The following is a 19905-nucleotide window of genomic DNA, read 5'->3' as shown; positions in this document are numbered from 1 at the left end:
CAGGCGATGAAGCCCATTGCATGCGACGTGCTGGTGATCGGCGCCGGCGCGGCCGGGCTGATGTGCGCGCTCACCGCCGGCCAGCGCGGCCGCATGGTGCAGGTGATCGACCATGCCAACAAGGTCGGCAAGAAGATCCTGATGTCCGGCGGCGGGCGCTGCAACTTCACCAACACCGGCACCACGCCGGCCAATTTCCTCTCGGCCAACCCGCACTTCTGCAAGTCGGCGCTGGCCCGGTATACGCCGTGGCACTTCATCGAGATGGTCGAACGCCACGGCATCGCCTACCACGAGAAGGAACTGGGCCAGCTGTTCTGCGACATCTCCTCCAAGCAGATCGTGCGCATGCTGATGGACGAGTGCCAGGCCGCCGGCGTGCAGGTGCGCACCGACTGCGGGGTGACCAAGGTCGAACGCGGCAGCGACCGTTTCCATGTCACCACCGCACAGGGGCAGTTCCATGCCGCCTCGCTGGTGGTGGCCACCGGCGGGCTGTCCATACCCAGCCTGGGCGCCAGCGGCTTCGGCTACGAGCTGGCCCGCCAGTTCGGGCATGAGGTGCTGCCCACGCGCGCCGGGCTGGTCCCGCTGACCCTGAGCGGCAAGCACCAGGAACGCTTCAACGACCTCAGCGGGGTGGCCCTGCCGGTGACGGCGCGCTGCAACGATGTGGCCTTCAGCAACTCCATGCTGATCACCCACCGCGGCATCAGCGGCCCGGCCATCCTGCAGATCTCGTCGTTCTGGCAGCCCGGCGACGACCTGCGCCTGGACCTGCTGCCAGGCCAGGACGCGGAAGGCTGGCTGCGCGCGATGAAGCGCGACCGCGGCGCCGCCGAACTGCGCACGGTGCTGTCCGAAGTACTGCCGCGGCGGCTGGCGCTGCGCCTGTGCGAGCACTGGCTGCCCGACCGCCCGGTCAAGCAGATCGACGAACCGCAGCTGCGCGAGGCCGCGGCCTTGCTGCAGGGCTTCCCGCTGGTGGCCAGCGGCACCGAGGGTTACCGTACCGCCGAGGTCACCCTGGGGGGCGTGGACACCCGCAAGGTGTCGTCCAGTACGTTTGAATCGCAGTTGGTTCCCGGCCTGCACTTCGTGGGGGAAGTGCTGGACGTGACCGGCTGGTTGGGCGGGTACAACTTCCAGTGGGCCTGGGCCAGCGGCCATGCCGCAGGCCAGGTGGTGTAAGCCGGCGGCGGATTCGTGACCGGCTACCGTTTGCCGCATGGACGTATCCACAGCCATCGTGTATCAAGTTTGCAGTCCGGGGAGTAGTGAATGCAGAACACGAATGACATGACCGTGCGCCTGCTGATCGTGGATGACAGCGGTGAAAACGCTGAAACCATCGTCAGCACGCTGCGCAACAGCGGCATCGCGGTGCGCCCGGCGCGCCCGCAGCACGCCGAGGAGCTGGCCCAGATCCTGGGCAGCCAGCCGATCGACCTTGTGCTGGCCGCGCCTGCGCAGAGCATTCCGCTGCTGCTGGTCACCCAGCAGATCGCGGCCAGCGGCAAGGACATCCCGATGATCCTGCTGGCCGAGTCGATCGACGAGAACGAATGGGTGGAAGCCGGGGCCAACGGCATCCGCGCCATCGCCCTGCGCAACCGCCCCGAGCACCTGCTGGCGGTGGTGCGCAACGAGTGGACCGACCTGCACGCGCGCCGCGGGCTGCGCCGCATCGAAGCGCAGATGCGCGAAACCGAACGCCGCTGCGATGCCCTGATCTCCTCCTCGCGCGACCCCATCGCCTACGTCCACGAAGGCATGCACATCCGCGCCAACGAGGCGTACCTGGAGATGTTCGGCTACGAATCCTTCGACGACGTCGAAGGTATTTCGCTGCTGGACATGGTGGCCCCGCAGCACGTGGACGGCTTCAAGCAGCTGCTCAAGTCCATGAGCAAGGGTGAGGCGCCACCGCCGCAGTACCAGGTGGATGCGCGCAACCAGGACGGCGCGGTGTTCCCGGCCACCATGGAATTCACCCAGGCCAGCTACGAAGGCGAATCCTGCCTGCAGGTGGTGTTCCGTCGCCGGCGGATGGAGTTCGACCCGGAACTGGCCCGCGAGGTCGAAGACCTGCGCCAGCGCGACCAGGTCACCGGCCTGCTCAACCGCCCCACCTTCATGCTGCACGTGGAGAACGCGGTGGCCCAGGCCGGCCGCAGCGAGGGCCAGTTCGGCCTGCTGCTGATCGAGCCGGACCACTACGCGCGCCTGCTGCCGGACATCGGGCTGGATTCGGCCGATGCGCTGATCGGCGCACTGGGCCAGGTGCTGGCCGCCAGCGTCGGCGATGTGGCACAGGTGGCCCGCTTTGGCGAGCACAGCTTTGCGGTGCTGACCGAAGGCGCCTACGCGCAGACGGTGGCCCTGGCCGACCAGATCCGCGACGCGTTCGCCGGCCAGGTGTTCAGCATCGGCGAGCGCTCGGCCACGGTGACCGTCAGCATCGGCGGCGTACAGGTGGGCGAGAAGATCGCCAGCATCGGCCAGGTGCTGGCGCGCGCCACCGAATGCCAGCAGGCGGCGTCGGAACTGGGCAACACCACCCGCATCTTCGATCCGGCCGCCATCGACCGGGTGGAAGAAGAACGCATCCAGCGCTGGGTCACCCGCATCCGCGAAGCGCTGGGCGGCGACGGCTTCCAGTTGCACTACCAGCCGGTGCTGAGCCTGCAGGGCGAGCCGCTGGAGCTGTACGAGGCGTACCTGCGCCTGGACAACAACGGCGAGCTGCTCAGCCCCACCGCGTTCCTGGGCATCGCCGAGGAACACGGGCTGCTGGCCGACATCAACCGCTGGGTGGTGGCGCACGCCATCGGCGTGCTGGGCGAGCGCGAGCGCGCCGGCCACCCCACCCAGATGATGGTCAAGATCACCCCCGAATCGTTCAACGACCCGCAGATGGTGGCCACCCTGCGCCGCGAACTGCAGGCCCAGGGCGTGCCGGGCGAGCGGCTGTGGCTGCATGCGCCGGAAGCGAAGGTGTTCACCCACCTGCGCAATGCCCAGCAGTTCCTGGCCGAGGTGGCGCCGCTGGGCTGCCGGATCGGCCTGGAGCAGTTCGGCTCGGGGCTGGATTCGTTCCAGCTGCTGGCGCACTTCCAGCCGCAGTTCCTCAAGCTGGACCGCGACTTCACCCGCGATGTGGCCAGCACCCGCGAGCACAGCGAGAAGATCAGCGAGATCACCGCACGCGCGCAGTCGGCCAACATCCGCACCATCGCCGAGTTCGTCGCCGATGCCAACTCGATGAGTCTGTTGTTCAGTGCCGGGGTGGACTACGTGCAGGGCGACTTCGTCGGCCCCGCCGGGCCGGTGATGAATTTCGATTTCGCGTAAGGGGCGTCACGACCAACGGTCGTGACCTACCGGTTTGCGTCACGACCAACGGTCGTGACCCACTACCGGGTGGCCAGCAGGCCGCGCAGCAGCAGATCAAGCGCGGCCTGTGCCTGGCGCAGACGCTCGGTTGCGTTGGGGTCCTCGGCAATCCAGAACGCCGCTTCGGCCAGGCTGCCGTAAATCAGCGAGGCCAGCGCCTGCGGGTTGGCGTCCGCCACCACACCCAGGCGCATGAGGTTCTCGATCAGGCCCTGCATCGAGGCGACGCAGTGGCGCTGCGCCTCCGGTGATGCCCCGCCCAGCACCGCGCGCGCATCGCGCAGCACGATGCGTTGGATATCCGGCTCCAGCGCCATCTGCAGGTAGGCATGGCAGCGGCGGCGGAACCCGTCCCATGGGTCGGCCGCAGTGGCCGAGATCGTCTGAAGACGGGCGTCCATGGCGGCGTCCAACTGCGCCACCAGGGCCTGCAGCAATCCCTTCTTGTCGCCGAAGTGGTGATACAGCGCGCCCCGGGTGAGCCCGGCCTGCGCGGTCAGATCGTCCATCGAGGCGTCCGCATACCCCTGCGCGGTGAACACCGCATGCGCGGTCGCCAACAGGGCCGCGCGGGTTTCTTCCATCTCGGCACGGGTACGGCGGGCCATGCGATCAGCTCCTTACATACGCTACGTATGATTATTTACATTCACCTCGTATGTATATAGGATTTTATTCATACACGCCGTATGTATGTTCGTCCGCCCATCGCGCGGACGGCCGAATCCTGGAGAAACCCGATGTTCGCCCCGTACCGAATCCTGTTCGCCGCCCCCGGAACCGGGCGTTTCGCCCTGGCCGGGCTGCTGGCGCGCCTGCCCCTGCCGATGACCGGCATCGGCATCATCACCCTGCTTGCGCAACTGCGCGGCAGCTACGCCCTGGCCGGCAGCGTGGCCGCCACCTTCGTCCTCACCTACGCGCTGCTGTCGCCGCAGATCTCACGCCTGGTGGACCGCCATGGGCAATCGCGCGTGCTGCCGGTTGCCACGGCGATCAGTGTGTTCGGCATGGCGCTGCTGCTCGCCGCCGCCTCGCGGCAAGCACCGGCATGGACGCTGTTTGTCGGGGCGGTGCTGGCCGGGTCCATGCCCAGCATGTCGGCGATGGTGCGCGCGCGTTGGGCCGCGATGTTCCGGGGGCAACCGCGCCTGCAGACCGCCTACTCACTGGAAACCGTGCTGGACGAAGTGACCTTCATTGCCGGTCCGCCGCTGGCGGTGGGGCTGTCGGTGGCGATCGATCCGCTGGCCGGCCTATTCGCTGCCGCCGTGCTGTTGGCCCTGGGCGTTGCCGCGCTGGTCGTGCAACGCGGCAGCGAACCGCCGCTGCAGCCCATCCATGCGGGGGACCGCCACGGGTCGGCGCTCGGCGTGGCGAACGTGCGTCTGCTGGCGTTGCTGATGGTGGCGATGGGCGTGATTGTCGGCACCGTGGACATCACCAGTGTCGCCTTCGCCGAGCAGCGCGGCGTGCCCGGTGCCGCCAGCGTGGTGTTGTCCGCCTATGCACTGGGCTCGTGCGTGGCCGGCCTCTTGTTCGGTGCGGTGTCGCTGCGTTGGCCACTGCGGCGGCTGCTGTTGCTGGGCGGCATGGCCACCGCGCTGTCCACCCTGCCCCTGCTGCAGGTGGACAGCATCGCCGCGCTTGCGGTGGCCGTGCTGGTGGCCGGGGTGTTCTTCGCCCCGACCATGATCGTGGCGATGTCGATCGTGGAACGGCTGGTGCCTGCGCATCGGCTGACCGAAGGCATGACCTGGCTGCTGGCCGGTCTCAACGTGGGCGTGGCGATGGGTGCGGCCGGTGCTGGCCAGATCGTGGATATCGCCGGTGCACGCGCAGGGTTCGGGGTCGCCGTGACCGGTGCTGCGTTGGTGGTGATCACCACGCTGTGGGTACATCAGCGGCTGCCCGGCAAGACTGGCACCGCACCCGATGCGGCCGAAGCGCCCGCCTCCCTTGCTGCAGGATCCGACCGATGACCCGCGTTTCCATTGCCCCCTCCTTCGCACCGCGTCCATGGTTGGCGGTGGTGGCTGCCGGCCTGGCCACGTTCTCGGTGGTCACCACCGAAATGCTGCCGGTAGGGCTGCTGTCGAGCATCGCCGAACAGTTGGGCACCCGCACCGGCACCGTGGGTCTGACGCTCTCGCTACCGGCGCTGCTGGCCGCGTTGTTCGCCCCGATCGCGGTGATCGGCGCCGGGGGCATTGACCGCCGCTGGATCCTGGCGGGCTTGCTTGCCCTGCTGGTGGTCGCCAACCTGGCCTCCGCGCTGGCGGTGGATATTTACTGGCTGCTCGCCGCCCGGGTGCTGGTGGGGTTCTGCATGGGCGGCATCTGGGCCATCGCCGGTGGCCTGGCGGCGCGGCTGGTGCCGGCCGAGGGCGTGGGCCTGGCCACGTCGATCATCTTCGGCGGTGTCGCGGCGGCGTCGGTGCTGGGCGTGCCGCTGGGTACCTGGATCGGCGACCTGGCCGGCTGGCGATGGGCCTTTGCCGGCATGGCGCTGTTCAGCGCGGCGGTGTTGGCGCTGCATCTTCTGGCGATGCCCGCGCTGCCGGTAGCGTCTTCGCCCACGCTGCGGCAGTTGTGCGGGCAGCTGGGCAACCGGGCATTGCAGGCAGGGTTGCTGTTGACGCTGCTGCTGGTCGGCGGCCACTTCATGACCTTCACCTTCGTGCGGCCGCTGCTGGTCGGCGTGGCCGGCATCGATCCGCGCTGGATGGGTGCGGTGCTGTTCGGCTATGGCATCGCGGGCATCGGCGGCAATTTCCTCGCTGGCACCGCGGCTGCGCGCCGCACGGCACCGACGGTCGCGGCCATTGCGTTGGGCCTGCTGCTCACGCCGGTGCTGTTCCTGACCATCGGCGACACGGTCGCCGGTGGCACCGCCGTGCTGCTGGTCTGGGGGCTGGCCTACGGCGGGGTGTCGGTGGCGCTAATGACCTGGGTGATGCGGGCTGCGCCGCACGCCGTTGAAATGGCCAGCGCGCTCTATGTCGGCGTGTTCAACGTCGGCATCGCGTTGGGCTCATGGAGCGGCGGCCAGCTGATGGACGGTCCGGGGCTGAACGCCATGCTGTGGACGTCGGCCGGCTGTGCCGGCGCCGCGCTGATTCTGGCGGCGGTGCTGACCGCACGTGGGCAGCCGCCGCGGACGCAAACGACAAACGCCGGGTAATCCCGGCGTTTGTCGTGAAGCTCAGGCGTGCCCTGGTGGGGCACCCTGGGTCAGGCCATGTCGACCAGGTTCGGAATCTGCACGTCGGTGGCTACGTCGGCGTCGTAATCCACGCCGTCCACGCCGAACCCGAACAGGCGCAGGAAGTCGGCCTTGTAGCCGGCCAGGTCGCTGATCTCGTACAGGTTCTCGTTGGTCACCTGCGGCCACAGGGCCACCACTTCGCCCTGCACGTCCGGCGCCATTTCCTTGTAGTCCGCACGCAGGCGGCCCGCGTCGTCGATCAGGTCAACCTGGCGGTCGCCATCGGTGAGCGCGTGGCGCAGGCGTTCGGTTGCGGTGCCGGTGTCCTTGCCGCCGTACACGATGTCATACAGCGTATCGAGCTGCTCGATGCAGCCTTCGTGGGTGCCCTTAGCCTTCATCACCTTGAACAGCAGCGACAGGTACAGCGGCATGGTCGGGATGGCCGAGCTGGCCTGGGTGACCACGGCCTTGAGCACCGACACGCGTGCATCGCCGCCGATGGCCTGCAGCTTTTCACGCAGGCCCAGTACCTTGTTGTCCAGGTCCTTCTTGGCCGCGCCGATCGAGCCGTTCCAGTAGATGGCCTGGGTGATTTCTTCGCCCACATAGGTGAAGGCGGTGGTGGTGGCGCCGTCGGCCAGCACGCCCGCTTCCAGCAGCGCGTCGATCCACATCTGCCAGTCTTCGCCGCCCATCACCGCCACCGTGCCGGCCACTTCTTCCGGGGTCGCCGGTTCAATGGTGGTCTGGGTGATCACTTCCTTGTCGGTGTCCAGGCCGCGCAGGGTGATCGGCGCGCCGATCGGCTTGAGCGTGGAGCTGATGATCTCGCCGGTCTTGGGATGCTTGCGGCGCGGCGCGGCCAGGCTATACACCACCTGGTCGACCTGGCCCAGGTCCTGCTTGATCAGTTCGATGACCTTGGCCTTCACTTCATCGGAGAAGGCATCGCCGTTGACGCTCTTGGCGTACAGGCCGGCCTGCTCGGCGTACTTGTGGAAGGCCGCGGTGTTGTACCAGCCGGCCGTGCCGGGCTTGGTTTCGGTGCCCGGACGCTCGAAGAACACACCCAGCGTGGCGGCATCGCTGCCGAAGGCGGCGGTGATGCGCGCGGCCAGGCCGTAGCCGGTGGAGGCGCCGAGCACCAGCACCTTCTTGGGGCCATTGGCGATCTTCGGCTTGGCCTGAATGTATTCGATCTGCTGCTTGACGGCCGCATCGCAGCCGACGGGATGGGTGGTGACGCAGATGAAGCCGCGCACACGCGGTTTGATGACCATGGAAACCTCGTTTGGACTGGCGCAGGCCGGGCCTGCGCGATGAAAAGGGGCGGTGCGCGCCACCGGGGCGGCTGCGCGGAACGCATGGGATCGTAGTGTGCGGGGCGGTGTTTCACAACCGACGGGGGTGTATGGCGGGTTGCTTGCCCCGGTGTTGCGAGGGACGGGATGGGCATGGCGGGACACGCCGTAAACCCGTCCTTGGGGGCTCGTGGTCCGCATCCATGCGGCCCAACGGTCCTGCCACGCCCATCCCGTCCCTCGCCCGACAGTGGGCTGCGCGCGGAGAGAAGAGCAGCCGGGCAGAGCCCGGCTCTACGCGCTGTGACGCCCCGTAGAGCCGGGCTCTGCCCGGCTGCCACACATCCGTAGAGCCGGGCTCTGCCCGGCTGGGCTTTTACCGCCGCGCAAAAGAAAAGCCGCGCAGGGCGCGGCTTTTCAGGTGCTTCATGCAGCCGGTGGCTTACGGACGACGCTCGAGCGCCTCGATGTCCTTGGCCTTGGGCAGCAGGTCCTGCTTGGTCACGCGCAGGGCGCCGATGGTCAGCATCGGCACGGCCACCAGGATCGAGGACAGCACCACGATCACCGCGCCCACCATGTGGGTTTCGGCCAGGCCTTCCATCGAGGTGCCGCCGTACATGTACAGCGCCAGGGCCGACAGGAAGAACATCACCGCGGTGATCACCGTACGCGACAGCGTCTGGTTGATCGAACGGTTCAGCACTTCCAGCGGCTCCACGCGCAGGCTGCGGAAGTTCTCGCGGACGCGGTCGAACACCACGATGATGTCGTTGATGGCAAAGCCCATCACCGACAGCAGGCCGGCCAGCACGGTGAGGTCGAACTCGCGGCCGGTGGCCGAGATGTAGGCCACCGTTACCAGCAGATCGAACAGCGCCACGATGCTGGCGGTGATCGCGAACTTCCACTCGAAGCGGAACGCGATGTAGATCAGGAAGCCCACCAGCATGAACAGCGTGGCGTACAGCCCGTTCATCGCCAGGTCCTTGCCGACCTGCGGACCAACGAACTCGTTACGCTGGATGGTGGCCTGGTTGTCGCTCAGCGAGATCGCCTTGACCACCGCAGCGGCGGTGCGCTGGTCACTGGCCGAATTGCCGGTGCCCGGTGCGTGCTCGCCCTGCGGCGCCAGACGGATCAGCAGGTCGGTGTTGCCACCGAAGCTCTGCACCTGGGCGCCTTCGAAGCCGTTGGCTTCAAGCTTGGCGCGGACGTCTTCGACGTCCACCTTGCGCTCGAAACGGGCCTCGATCAGGGTGCCGCCGGTGAAATCCAGCGCGTAGTTGAAGCCCTTGGTGGCGATCAGTGCGATCGAACCGATGAACAGCAGCAGGGTGACCACCATGGCGGCATGACGCCACCGCATGAAGTCGATCTTGGTGTCGTTCGGGAGGATGTGCAGCGGAAACAGTTTCATTGTGCGAGTCGTCCCGTCAGATGGCCACGTTCTGGAGCTTCTTGCGACGGCCGTAGATCAGCGTCGCCAGGGCGCGCGATACGGTGATCGCAGTGAACATCGAGGCGAAAATACCGATGATCATGGTCAGCGCGAAGCCCTTCAGCGGACCGGTACCGAATGCGTACAGGGCCACACCGACGATCAGGCCGGTCAGGTTGGCGTCGAGGATGGTGCCGCTGGCGCGGTCGTAACCGGTCACGATGGCGGTCTTGCCCGGCATGCCGGCCCGCAGCTCTTCACGGATACGCTCGTTGATCAGGACGTTGGCGTCGACCGACAGGCCCACCGACAACGCCAGACCGGCAAAGCCCGGCAGGGTCATGGTGGCACCGAACATCGACATCACCGCCACCACGATCAGCAGGTTGAACAGCATCGCCAGCGAGGTGATCACGCCGAACATGCGGTAGTACACGCTGAAGAACACCAGGGTGAACAGGAACGCGTAGACCACGGCGGTAATACCGTTCTGCACGTTCTCGGCACCCAGGCTCGGGCCGACCACGCGCTCTTCCACGAAGTCCATGGGCGCGGCGAGCGAGCCGGACTTCAGCAGCTTGGCCAGGTCTTCAGCTTCCTTCTTCTCCAGACCGGTGGTCTGGAAGTTCTTGCCGAACACGCCGTTGATGTTGGCCACCGAGATGACCTCTTCCTTGACGCGGAAGCTGCGCACTTCCTTGCCATCGACCATGGTCACCGTCGGGATGCGCTCGGTGTAGACCACGGCCATCGGCTTGTTCACGTTGGCGCTGGTGAAGTCGAACATGCGCTGGCCGCCGACGTTGTTCAACGTCACGCTGACCGCGGCCGAGCCGTTCTGGTCGGTGGTGGCCTGCGCGGCGACCATCTGGTCACCGGTGACGATCACGCGCTTGTTGAGCAGCACCGGGCCGCCGTTGTCACGGCGCTGGTAGACCTTGGCTTCCGGCGGGATGCGGCCACTGGCGATGGCGTCCTGCGCGTTGCCGTCGACCACGGCGCGGTATTCCAGCGTCGCGGTGGCACCGATCATGCGCTTGGCTTCGGCGGTGTCCTGCACGCCCGGCAGCTGCACGACCACGCGGTCGGCACCCTGGCGCTGGATGATCGGCTCGGCCACACCCAGCTGGTTGACGCGGTTGCGCAGCGTATTGATGTTCTGCTCGATCGCCCCGTTGGCGATCTGGTTCAGCTCGGTTTCCGGCACGGTGATGGCGATGCGGTTGCCGGTGACGTTGTAGCCCAGGGTGGGCTGCGCCTTGGCCATCACATCACGCGCCTTGGTGACCGCTTCTTCGCCGGCCGACGGGCTGATGGTGGCCACGATGCTGTTATCCGGGCGACGTTCCACCGACTGGTAAGCCACGCGGGCATCACGCAGGCTGGTCCGCACGTCTTCGGCGTAGGCATCCAGGCGCTTGTCCAGCGCAGCCTTCTGGTCGACCTGCAGCACGAAGTGCACACCGCCCTGCAGATCCAGGCCCAGCACCATCGGGCGACCGCCCAGCTTGGCCAGCCAGTCCGGCACGGTCGAGGCCAGGTTCAGGGCCACCACGTAGTTTTCGCCCACGCTGTCGCGCAGCGTGTCGCTGGCGGCGGCCTGTGCCTGCAGGTCCGGCAGGCGGACGATCAGGCTGTCGCCTTCCTTTTCCGCGCCCATGGTGGCGATACCGGCCTTCTTGAGGTCGGCCAGCACCTGGTCACGCAGCGCGTCGTCGATCTGGCCGCCACGGTTGGCGGTGATCTGGACGGCCGGGTCCTTCTGATAGACGTTGGGCAGCGCGTACAGGGTACTGAGCGCCAGCACGATCAGGATGAGGAAATACTTCCAGCGTGGAAATTCGAGCATTGCTTGGGTCCCGCGCGGCGCCCATCCCGGCGCCGCGGTTGTGCTTCGGAAAGGAGTGGCTTAGTTGGCCGACTTCAGCGTGCCGGTGGGCAGCACGTTGCCCACGGCGCCCTTCTGCACGCGGATGCGCACGTTGTCAGCCACTTCCAGGGTGATGAAGTTGTCGCCGATGTCGGTGACCGTGCCGGCGATGCCGCCGTTGGTCAGCACTTCGTCGCCGCGCTTGATCTTCTCCAGCATCGCCTTGTGTTCCTTCTGGCGCTTCATCTGCGGGCGGATCATCAGGAAGTACATGATCGCGATCAGGATGATCGGGAACAGCAGCGTGGTCAGACCCATGCCGCCCTGCGGCGAGCCGCCGGCAGCTTGGGCGTGGGCGGCGGGAATCAGGAAAGCGATCAGGTTCATCTTGTGTCCTTGGGTTGGGAGGCGCCCCGCCCAGGTGGGCCGGGGAGTCGCCGCGAAACGGGGGTCAGCCACGAAGTATGCCATGGCCCCGGGAGTTCGTCCTTGGGCCGTTTGGCAGGGTTTGCGCGCTGATTTGGACTGCGTGCGGCCCTTACAACGCCGGCGTGGCCATGCCACGGGCCGCGTAGAAGGACTCACGGAAGGCGGCAAAGGTTCCCGCCTCGATGGCCGCGCGCATGTCGGCCATCAGCTTTTCGTAGTAATACAGGTTGTGGATGGTGCCCAGCATCGGGGCCAGCATTTCGTTGCAGCGGTCCAGGTGGCGCAGATAGGAACGCGTGTAGCCACTGGTGCAGGCGTGGCAGCCGCAGCCCGGCTCGATGGTGTCCATGTCGCGCTGGTAGCGCGCGTTGCGGATGCGGATGGTGCCGGCCGAGGTGAAATAGTGGCCGTTGCGGGCGTTGCGGGTGGGCATCACGCAATCGAACATGTCCACGCCACGGGCGACGCCTTCGACCAGATCTTCCGGGCGCCCCACGCCCATCAGGTAGCGCGGGCGGTCGGCGGGCAGGATCGGGTGCATGTGGTCGAGCATGGCGTTGCGCTCGTGCTCGGGCTCGCCCACGGCCAGCCCGCCGATGGCGTAGCCGTCGAAGCCGATCTTCTGCAGGCCCTCGGCCGACCGGCTGCGCAGGTCGTGGTGGACCCCGCCCTGGACGATGCCGAACAGCGCGGCGTCGTTGCCCAGTTCGTCATGCGCGTTGCGGCTGCGCTGGGCCCAGCGCAGGCTCAGCTCCATCGAGGTGCGCGCCACCGGCTCGGTGGCCGGGTACGGGGTGCACTCGTCGAAGATCATCACCACGTCCGAATCGAGCACCTTCTGGATGCGCATGCTCTCTTCCGGCCCGAGGAAGACGCGTGCGCCGTCGTTGGGCGAGGAGAAGGTGACGCCCTGTTCGGTGATCTTGCGGCGATGGGCCAGCGAGAACACCTGGAAACCGCCCGAATCGGTCAGGATCGGGCCATCCCAGCGCGCGAAGCCGTGCAGGCCGCCGTGGTCGGCGATGACGTCCAGGCCCGGCCGCAGGTACAGGTGGAAGGTGTTGCCCAGGATGATTTCCGCGCCCAGCGCCCGGATCTGCTCCGGCAGGATGCCCTTGACCGAGCCATAGGTGCCCACCGGCATGAAGGCCGGGGTTTCCACGGTGCCACGGGGGAAGGTCAGGCGGCCCCGGCGGGCACGCCCGTCGGTGGTCTGGAGCTGGAACTGGAGTCGGGACATGGAGCGGGATTCGGGCAAATAATTGCCGATTATCGCCGAAAAGCGGCCGACATGGCCGGACGGGCACGGATCGACCCGCCAACCGTACCGGCCAACGGCCGGTACCTACCCAAACGCGTGGACCCACCGTCGATCGGCCACCCACACGGTGCACCCGGCATTTGGCCGGCCGCGCGCGCGCCGACGTAGAGCCGACCGTTGGTCGGCTGCCCGTGGGCCGGCTTCCCTCAATTCACCCCTGCGGGAACAACAACATCGCGTCGCCATAGCTGAAGAACCGGTACTTCTCCGCGATGGCGGCCCGGTAGGCCTCGAACACCCGCGCCTGGCCGGCAAACGCCGAAATCATCATCAGCAAGGTGCTTTCCGGCAGATGGAAGTTGGTCACCATCGCGTCCACGCTGCGGATCCGGTAACCCGGGGTGATGAAGATCTGGGTCTCGCCGGCATACGGCAGCAGTTCGCCTTCGCGCATCGCGCTTTCCAGCGCGCGCACTACCGTGGTGCCCACCCCGATCACCCGCCCACCGGCGGCCCGGGTGCGGCGGACCTGCTGGACCAGCTCGGCGCCCACGTTCAGCCATTCGCGGTGCATCACATGGTCGGTGAGGTCGTCCACCCGCACCGGCTGGAAGGTGCCGGCACCCACGTGCAGGGTCACATGGCCAAAGTCGACCCCCTTGTCCTTCAAGGCCGCCAGCAGCGCTTCGTCGAAATGCAGGCCGGCGGTCGGCGCGGCCACCGCGCCCACTTCCCGGGCGAACACGGTCTGGTAGCGCTCGCGGTCGTCCAGCCCCGGCTCACGCTGGATGTAAGGCGGCAACGGCAGCCGACCGGCATGCAGCAGCCACTGCTCCAGTGCCTCGGGCACGTGGAACTGCAGCACATAGAACTCGCCATCGCGCCCCAGCACCTCCGCCTCGCCGCCCGCGTCCAGCGCGATCCGGCTGCCGGGCTTGGGCGACTTGCTGGCGCCCACCTGGGCACGGGCCTGCTGCGCGCCCAGCAGGCGCTCGATCAGGATCTCGACGCGGCCGCCACTGGCCTTCTGCCCGAACAGGCGCGCGGGGATCACGCGGGTGTCGTTGAACACCAACAGGTCGCCCGGGTTGAGCAGGTCCGGCAGGTCGCGCACATGGCGGTGATCGAAGGCGGCCGGCGCCTGCGGCACCAGCATCAGGCGGCTGGCGGAGCGTTCGGCCAGGGGCGCCTGGGCAATCAGCTCGGGCGGCAGTTCGTAGTTGAAATCGGACTTCTTCAAGGCAGCGCACGGCAACGTGTAGGCAATGTCGGCCATTGTACGACTGGCCCTCGGTGGCAACGCAGCTTTTACCGAACGTCGCGCAAAATGCTGCTATGCAACAGTTTTTGACGGGGTTATCGCGCGAAAAACCGCGTGATAGCATCGGGCTGGAAGTCAGATGCACGAGCAGGAATACCCCGAGCGCGCGCGAATAGACGCGCGTTTTGCGTTTTGCGCCGTGCCGCCAATTGTTTCAGGAGATCTGCAATGAGCTTCATCGAACGCCTCGCCCCCCTTCGCGCCCAGCCCGGCACCCGCCTCACCGCCGGCCTGGATGACGCCACGCTGGAACGCCTGGCCGCTGGCCACCCGCACCTGGTTGCCGCGATCGACGCTGCCGCCGCCGAATTCGAGCGCGTGCGCGCCGATCTTGGCGCGCTGCTGGCCGCCGACGAACGCGCCCAGATCGATGCGATGCAGGACGGTTTCGTCAATTTCTATGCCGACGATGCGGTGACCCCGTATGTCGCCCTCGCCGCCCGCGGCTCCTGGGTGGTCACCCTGAAGGGTGCGGTGCTGTATGACGCCGGCGGCTACGGCATGCTCGGTTTCGGGCATACCCCCGAGGCGGTGATGGAGGCGATGGCCGCCCCGCAGGTGATGGCCAACGTGATGACGCCCAGCCTGTCCCAGCAGCGCTTCATCCAGGCGCTTCGCAAGGAAATCGGCCACCGTCGCGGCGGTTGCCCGTTCAGCCACTTCATGTGCCTGAACTCCGGCTCCGAGGCGGTCGGCCTGGCCGCGCGCATCGCCGACGTCAACGCCAAGCTGCAGACCGACCCGGGCGCCCGCCATGCCGGCGCGAAGATCAAGCGGGTGGTGATCAAGGGCAGCTTCCACGGCCGCACCGATCGCCCCGGCCTGTACTCCGATTCCAGCCGCAAGACCTACACCCAGCACCTGGCCAGCTACCGCGGCGAAGACAGCGTCATCGCCCTGGCCCCGTACGACGAGGAGGCGCTCAAGCGCGTCTTCGCCGAGGCCGAGCAGAACCGCTGGTTCATCGAAGCGGTGTTCCTGGAGCCGGTGATGGGCGAAGGCGACCCGGGCCGTTCGGTGCCGCCGTCGTTCTATGCGCTGGCCCGCGAGCTGACCCGCCAGCACGGCAGCCTGCTGCTGATCGACTCGATCCAGGCCGGCCTGCGTGCGCATGGCGTGCTGTCGCTGGTGGACTACCCCGGGTTCGAGGGCCTGGACGCGCCGGACATGGAGACCTACTCCAAGGCGCTCAACGCGGCGCAGTTCCCGCTGTCGGTCCTGGCCGTCACCGAACATGCCGCGCAGCTGTACCGCAAGGGCATCTACGGCAACACCATGACCTCCAACCCGCGTGCGCTGGACGTGGCCTGCGCCACCCTGTCGCTGCTGACCCCGCAGGTGCGCGACAACATCCGCGTGCGCGGCGAGGAAGCGGTGCGCAAGCTGGAGCAGCTCAAGAGCGACCTGGGCGGGCTGATCACCAAGGTGCAGGGCACCGGCCTGCTGTTCTCGTGCGAGCTGGCCCCGCAGTTCAAGTGCTACGGCGCCGGTTCCACCGAGGAATGGCTGCGCAACCACGGTATCAACGTCATCCACGGCGGCGAGAACTCGTTGCGCTTCACCCCGCATTTCGGCATGGACAGCGAAGAGCTGGACCTGCTGGTGGGGCTGGTGGGCCGGGCGTTGAAGGAAGGCCCGCGCCGGGAGCAGTCGCAGGCGGCGTGAGGCCCGTGGCCGTGCGGGTGTGAACCCCCATGGTCGGTTCCGCGATACGGCAGCCGACCAACGGTCGGCTCTACCCGGACAATGGCAGCCGACCAACGGTCGGCTCTACCGGCGATGGGCCGATTGGCCTCCGCGCCGCGAACGCGCGATAATCACCCCCCGCATTCGCGGAACGAACCCCGTCACGAGGCCGGAACATCGGTCATCGGCGGGGCTTTTTCGTTTCCGCCGCACCCGTTCCCGAACACAGGAAGATCCAATGAAGTCGATTTGCGTTTACTGTGGCTCCAACCCCGGCAGCAAGCCGATCTACACCGAGCGCGCCATCGCGCTGGGCGACCGCATCGCCCGCGACGGCCTGCGCCTGGTCTATGGCGGCGGCAACGTCGGCCTGATGGGCACCGTGGCCAATGCCGTGCTGGCCGGCGGTGGCGAAGTGACCGGCGTGATTCCGCAGCAGCTGGCCGATTGGGAAGTGGCCCACCGCGGCCTGACCGAGCTGGAGATCGTCGGCTCGATGCACGAGCGCAAGTCGCGCATGTTCGAGCTGTCCGACGCGTTCGTGGCCCTGCCCGGCGGCTTCGGCACCATGGAAGAGATCTTCGAGATGCTCACCTGGCGCCAGCTCGGCATCGGCAACAAGCCGTGCGCGTTCCTGGACGTCGACGGTTTCTACGCCCCGCTGATCGGCATGATCGACCGCATGGTCGAAGAGCGCTTCCTGCACCCGGAACAGCGCGCCGACCTCTGGTACGGCTCGGACATCGACGCCATGCTGGACTGGATGCGCGCCTATGAGCCGGCGCAGGCGTCCAAGTGGATCGATGAGAAGCGTCGCGCCGCGTTGGTGTGATCGCTTGATGCGGTGATGTGGGGGTGCCGGCCAGCGGCCGGCACTACCGGGCTTCGAAGGTTTCCATGGGGGCGGGGCGGCCCAGCAGGTAGCCCTGGCCGTAGTCGCAGCCCAGCTGCAGCAGGGTCTGGCGCTGGGCATCGTTTTCGATGCCCTCGCCCACCGTTTCGATGCCTAGCGTGCGGGCCAGCGACAGCACGCCCTGCACCAGCGCATAGGTGCTCTGCATGTCCTGCCCGTGCAGGCCGGCGATGAAGCTCTGATCGATCTTCAACGTCGAGATCGGGAAGCGGTGCAGGTAAGACAGGGCCGAGAAGCCCGTACCGAAATCATCCAGCTGCACCAGCACGCCGCGCTCGCGCAGCGTCTGCAGGATCCGCAGCGTGCGCGGACCGTCGTCGAGCAGCGCCACTTCGGTGATTTCCAGGCGCAGGCGATGGGGATCGGCACCGGCCGCCTCGATCAGCCCGAACAGGCGGGTGCTGAAATCGGCCGAACGGAAATGCCGCGGCGACACGTTCACCGACAGATAGCCCTCGCCGCCCCGCGCGAGTTGCCCGATCACGTCTTCATACAGCAGCCAGTCCACCTGCTCGATCAGCCCGCTTTCCTCGCCGAGGTCGAGAAACGCGCTGGGCAACAGCAGCCCGCGCCGTTCGTGGCGCCAGCGCAGCAGCGCCTCATAGCCCACTACCGCGCCGTCGGACAGCCGCACGATGGGCTGGTAATACGGCAGGAAGTCGCGGTTGATGATCGCCCGGCGCAGGTCCGCTTCCAAATCCAGGCTGCGCAGCGCTTCCTCGCGCATCGCCTCGTCGAACACCGCACAGCGGTCCTTGCCCTGGGCCTTGGCCCGGTACATGGCCGCGTCGGCGTCGCGTACCAGTTCTTCGCCATTGCGATAGCGCGGGTTCCACATCGCGATGCCCAGGCTGCCGGACGGAAACAGTTCGCGCCCCTTCACCCACATCGACTCTTCCAGCGCCACCAGCATCCGCTGCGCGAACTCCCGCGCCGAATCCAGCCCGTGGTCGCATTGCAGCACGATCGCGAATTCATCGCCGCCCAGCCGCGCCACCACATCGCCCGGGCCGATCATCGACACGATCCGCTTGGCCACCTCGACCAGCATCTGGTCGCCGGCCGCGTGGCCGATGCTGTCGTTGACCAGCTTGAACCGGTCCAGGTCCAGGAACAGCACCGCAAAGCGCGGGCCGTCGGGCACCCGCGCGCGGGCGATGGCATCTTCCAGCCGGTCCAGCAGGTGAAGGCGGTTGGGCAACCCGGTCAGCGCGTCGTGCATGGCCTGGTGGGTCAGGCGCTGCTCGGCGCGCAGGCGTTCGCCGATCTGCCCGAGCAGTTTGTCGTTCACCTCGGCCAACTCGCGGGTGCGCTCGTCCACGCGCTTTTCCAGCTCGGCGTGCGCGTTGCGCAGGCGCTCCTGGTCGCGCTGGCGGGCCAGGCCGTTGCCGATGTTCTGCGCCACGAAGGTGAGCAGGCGCTGGTCGTGCGCGGTGAAGCTCACCTCCGGCGAGTAACTCTGCACCACGATCACCCCGACCACGTCGTCGTCGCTCAGCAGCGGCACGCCCAGCCAGCAATGCGAACGCGCGCCGAACTCGCGCACCCGCCCGGCGTCGCGCAGGGCGTCGATGTGCTCTCGCGAGGCCAGCAGCGGCTGCCGGTTGCGCACGATGAACTCGGTCAGGCCCTGGCTGAACGGACGCGGCGCGCGCGACGCGTTGTACTCATCCACCGAGTACACGAAATCCAGCCCATCGCCGACCTCGTTGACCAGCGCGATGTAGAAATTGCGTGCATCCAGCAGCGTGCCCACCACGCCATGCACCTGCACGTAGAACTGGGCCAGGCTCTCGGCGCTCATCGCCATTTCGGCGATGTTGAACAACGCCAGCTGCAGCTTCTCGGCGCGGCGGCGTTCCACCACTTCGTCCTGCAGGCTGCGGTTGGCGCGCTGCAGTTCCAGTGTGCGCCGCTCCACCTGGCGCTCCAGCTGCACCTGGGCCTGACGGCGGTCCATCGCGGTGAGGATGTGCTGGGCCACGTAGCCCAACAGAGTGCGATCGGCCTCGTTGTAGCGCACCCGGTGCTCGTAGCTCTGCACCACGATGGCCCCGCACACGCGGCCTTCGCGCAGCATCGGCACGCCCAGCCAGTCCAGGCTTTCCGGCCCGCGGCTGGGGTCGTATTCGTCGTTCATCGCCGCCAGCAGCTCGTTGGACGGCCCGCTCAGCGGCTGCCCGTGGCGCAGCAGCGCGAAGGTCAGGCTGCGCGGCATTTCGTGTTCTTCGTAGCTGCGGTCCGGGTCGGCCACGAAGCTGTCGCGCTGGTCGGCGAAGTACAGGAAGCGCACCCGTCGGCGCACGTCGTCGTACTCGACGATGTAACAGTTCTGCGCGTACATCAGCGAATTGAGCACGCGGTGGAAGTGGCGCAGCATGTCGGCCATTTCCAGGTCCGCGCCGGCCAGGTCGGCAATCTCGTAGAGCGCCTGCTGCAGCCGTTTGGACGTCTCCAGCGAGCGGATCTGTGCGCGCTGCCGAGCCAGTGCCACCGCGTCCTGCAGCGCCTGGCGGGCAATGTCCCACCAGGCCTGGTCGGGCACGCCGCCGTCGGCGGTCAGCGCCTGGACGGCCAGTTCGCTGCCGTGGTCCTGCCAGCGACGCAGCGCGGTCTCGGCCCCGGTGGCACCGCCCAGCAGTGCCTCCAGCAGCGCGGCCGGGTCCTGCGCGGGGGCGGGATCGGCCTGGCAGCCTTCACCCAGGCCCGGATCGGACCAGGCCAGCGCCACCTGCGCATCGCCGGGCAGCAGCGCGCCCAACGCCTGCGCGAGCGCAGCGGAAACCACCGCGTCATGATCGGAATGCCGCACGGATGTCGCTACCTGGCTGGACACGATGCTGATCTCTTCTGGCGCCGGATGCCCGGCACCTCCCCTGTGCCCTGAGCATAACGCGGCGGGCGGGGGGCAATGGAAGCCCACAACCCCGTTCAGCACCTTCGGACGTTGAACAGGTCATGTCCCCCGTCCCCGCGCCCCTGGTGTCGCCTGCCCTCGCCGCCCCGCCCCGCTATGCGGACGGCGGCCCAGCGCTTACCCTGTGCGCCGTGGATGCCGCTGCCCTGCCAACCGACG

Annotated in this window: 14 protein-coding genes; 6 read left to right on the top strand and 8 right to left on the bottom strand. The window is 67.6% G+C overall.

The window, feature by feature from the left end:
• Nucleotides 1-6 precede the first annotated feature (6 nt).
• Nucleotides 7-1191, top strand: coding sequence for a BaiN/RdsA family NAD(P)/FAD-dependent oxidoreductase (locus tag ACZ0AE_RS08110; RefSeq protein ID WP_463600781.1), 1185 nt, complete (start codon nucleotides 7-9; stop codon nucleotides 1189-1191).
• Nucleotides 1192-1281: 90 nt separating this feature from the next.
• On the top strand, nucleotides 1282-3354 hold the full coding sequence (locus ACZ0AE_RS08105) for a GGDEF/EAL domain-containing response regulator (protein WP_463600780.1): 2073 nt from the start codon (nucleotides 1282-1284) through the stop codon (nucleotides 3352-3354).
• Between the two features lie 62 nt (nucleotides 3355-3416).
• On the opposite strand, the gene ACZ0AE_RS08100 is transcribed toward ACZ0AE_RS08105, so the two are convergent.
• A complete protein-coding gene (locus ACZ0AE_RS08100; protein WP_463600779.1) occupies nucleotides 3417-4004 on the bottom strand; it encodes a TetR/AcrR family transcriptional regulator in 588 nt (195 codons plus the stop codon).
• Between the two features lie 132 nt (nucleotides 4005-4136).
• Here ACZ0AE_RS08100 and ACZ0AE_RS08095 point away from each other — a divergent pair, with 132 nt between their 5' ends.
• Entirely contained in the window at nucleotides 4137-5378 is a 1242-nt protein-coding gene (locus tag ACZ0AE_RS08095) for an MFS transporter (protein ID WP_463600778.1), read from the top strand.
• Nucleotides 5375-6580: an MFS transporter gene (locus ACZ0AE_RS08090; protein ID WP_463600777.1), complete on the top strand. Its 1206-nt coding sequence runs from the start codon at nucleotides 5375-5377 to the stop codon at nucleotides 6578-6580. The genes ACZ0AE_RS08095 and ACZ0AE_RS08090 overlap by 4 nt, the downstream gene beginning before the upstream one ends.
• A gap of 50 nt (nucleotides 6581-6630) precedes the next feature.
• On the opposite strand, the gene fabV is transcribed toward ACZ0AE_RS08090, so the two are convergent.
• The 6 genes from fabV to queA form a co-directional block, all read right to left on the bottom strand.
• Nucleotides 6631-7887 carry an enoyl-ACP reductase FabV gene (fabV, locus tag ACZ0AE_RS08085; protein WP_038688887.1) on the bottom strand — a complete coding sequence of 419 codons (1257 nt, stop codon included), beginning with the start codon at nucleotides 7885-7887 and terminating at the stop codon, nucleotides 6631-6633.
• A 463-nt stretch (nucleotides 7888-8350) separates the two neighbouring features.
• Nucleotides 8351-9328: a protein translocase subunit SecF gene (gene secF, locus ACZ0AE_RS08080; RefSeq protein ID WP_038688893.1), complete on the bottom strand. Its 978-nt coding sequence runs from the start codon at nucleotides 9326-9328 to the stop codon at nucleotides 8351-8353.
• Between the two features lie 16 nt (nucleotides 9329-9344).
• On the bottom strand, nucleotides 9345-11198 hold the full coding sequence (gene secD / locus ACZ0AE_RS08075; protein ID WP_038688895.1) for a protein translocase subunit SecD: 1854 nt from the start codon (nucleotides 11196-11198) through the stop codon (nucleotides 9345-9347).
• A gap of 60 nt (nucleotides 11199-11258) precedes the next feature.
• The gene (yajC, locus tag ACZ0AE_RS08070; protein WP_038688897.1) at nucleotides 11259-11606 is read right to left on the bottom strand and encodes a preprotein translocase subunit YajC; all 348 of its coding nucleotides are present in this window, start codon (nucleotides 11604-11606) and stop codon (nucleotides 11259-11261) included.
• A 151-nt stretch (nucleotides 11607-11757) separates the two neighbouring features.
• On the bottom strand, nucleotides 11758-12888 hold the full coding sequence (tgt, locus tag ACZ0AE_RS08065; protein ID WP_128096752.1) for a tRNA guanosine(34) transglycosylase Tgt: 1131 nt from the start codon (nucleotides 12886-12888) through the stop codon (nucleotides 11758-11760).
• Nucleotides 12889-13120: 232 nt separating this feature from the next.
• The gene (queA, locus tag ACZ0AE_RS08060; protein ID WP_463600776.1) at nucleotides 13121-14185 is read right to left on the bottom strand and encodes a tRNA preQ1(34) S-adenosylmethionine ribosyltransferase-isomerase QueA; all 1065 of its coding nucleotides are present in this window, start codon (nucleotides 14183-14185) and stop codon (nucleotides 13121-13123) included.
• A 213-nt stretch (nucleotides 14186-14398) separates the two neighbouring features.
• Here queA and ACZ0AE_RS08055 point away from each other — a divergent pair, with 213 nt between their 5' ends.
• Both ACZ0AE_RS08055 and ACZ0AE_RS08050 read left to right on the top strand, forming a co-directional pair.
• The gene (locus ACZ0AE_RS08055; RefSeq protein WP_038688902.1) at nucleotides 14399-15895 is read left to right on the top strand and encodes an aminotransferase class III-fold pyridoxal phosphate-dependent enzyme; all 1497 of its coding nucleotides are present in this window, start codon (nucleotides 14399-14401) and stop codon (nucleotides 15893-15895) included.
• 259 nt (nucleotides 15896-16154) lie between these two features.
• Nucleotides 16155-16748, top strand: coding sequence for an LOG family protein (locus ACZ0AE_RS08050; protein ID WP_038688904.1), 594 nt, complete (start codon nucleotides 16155-16157; stop codon nucleotides 16746-16748).
• A 43-nt stretch (nucleotides 16749-16791) separates the two neighbouring features.
• Here the strand turns inward: ACZ0AE_RS08050 and ACZ0AE_RS08045 are convergent, their stop codons facing one another.
• Complete coding sequence (locus ACZ0AE_RS08045; RefSeq protein WP_425598274.1) at nucleotides 16792-19641, bottom strand: bifunctional diguanylate cyclase/phosphodiesterase; 2850 nt, start codon at nucleotides 19639-19641, stop codon at nucleotides 16792-16794.
• Between the last annotated feature and the right edge of the window lie 264 nt (nucleotides 19642-19905).

The organism is Stenotrophomonas sp. AC248 (genome assembly GCF_979258185.1).
Note: the sequence above shows the minus strand (reverse complement) of the source record. Positions and strands in the feature narration are given on the sequence as shown.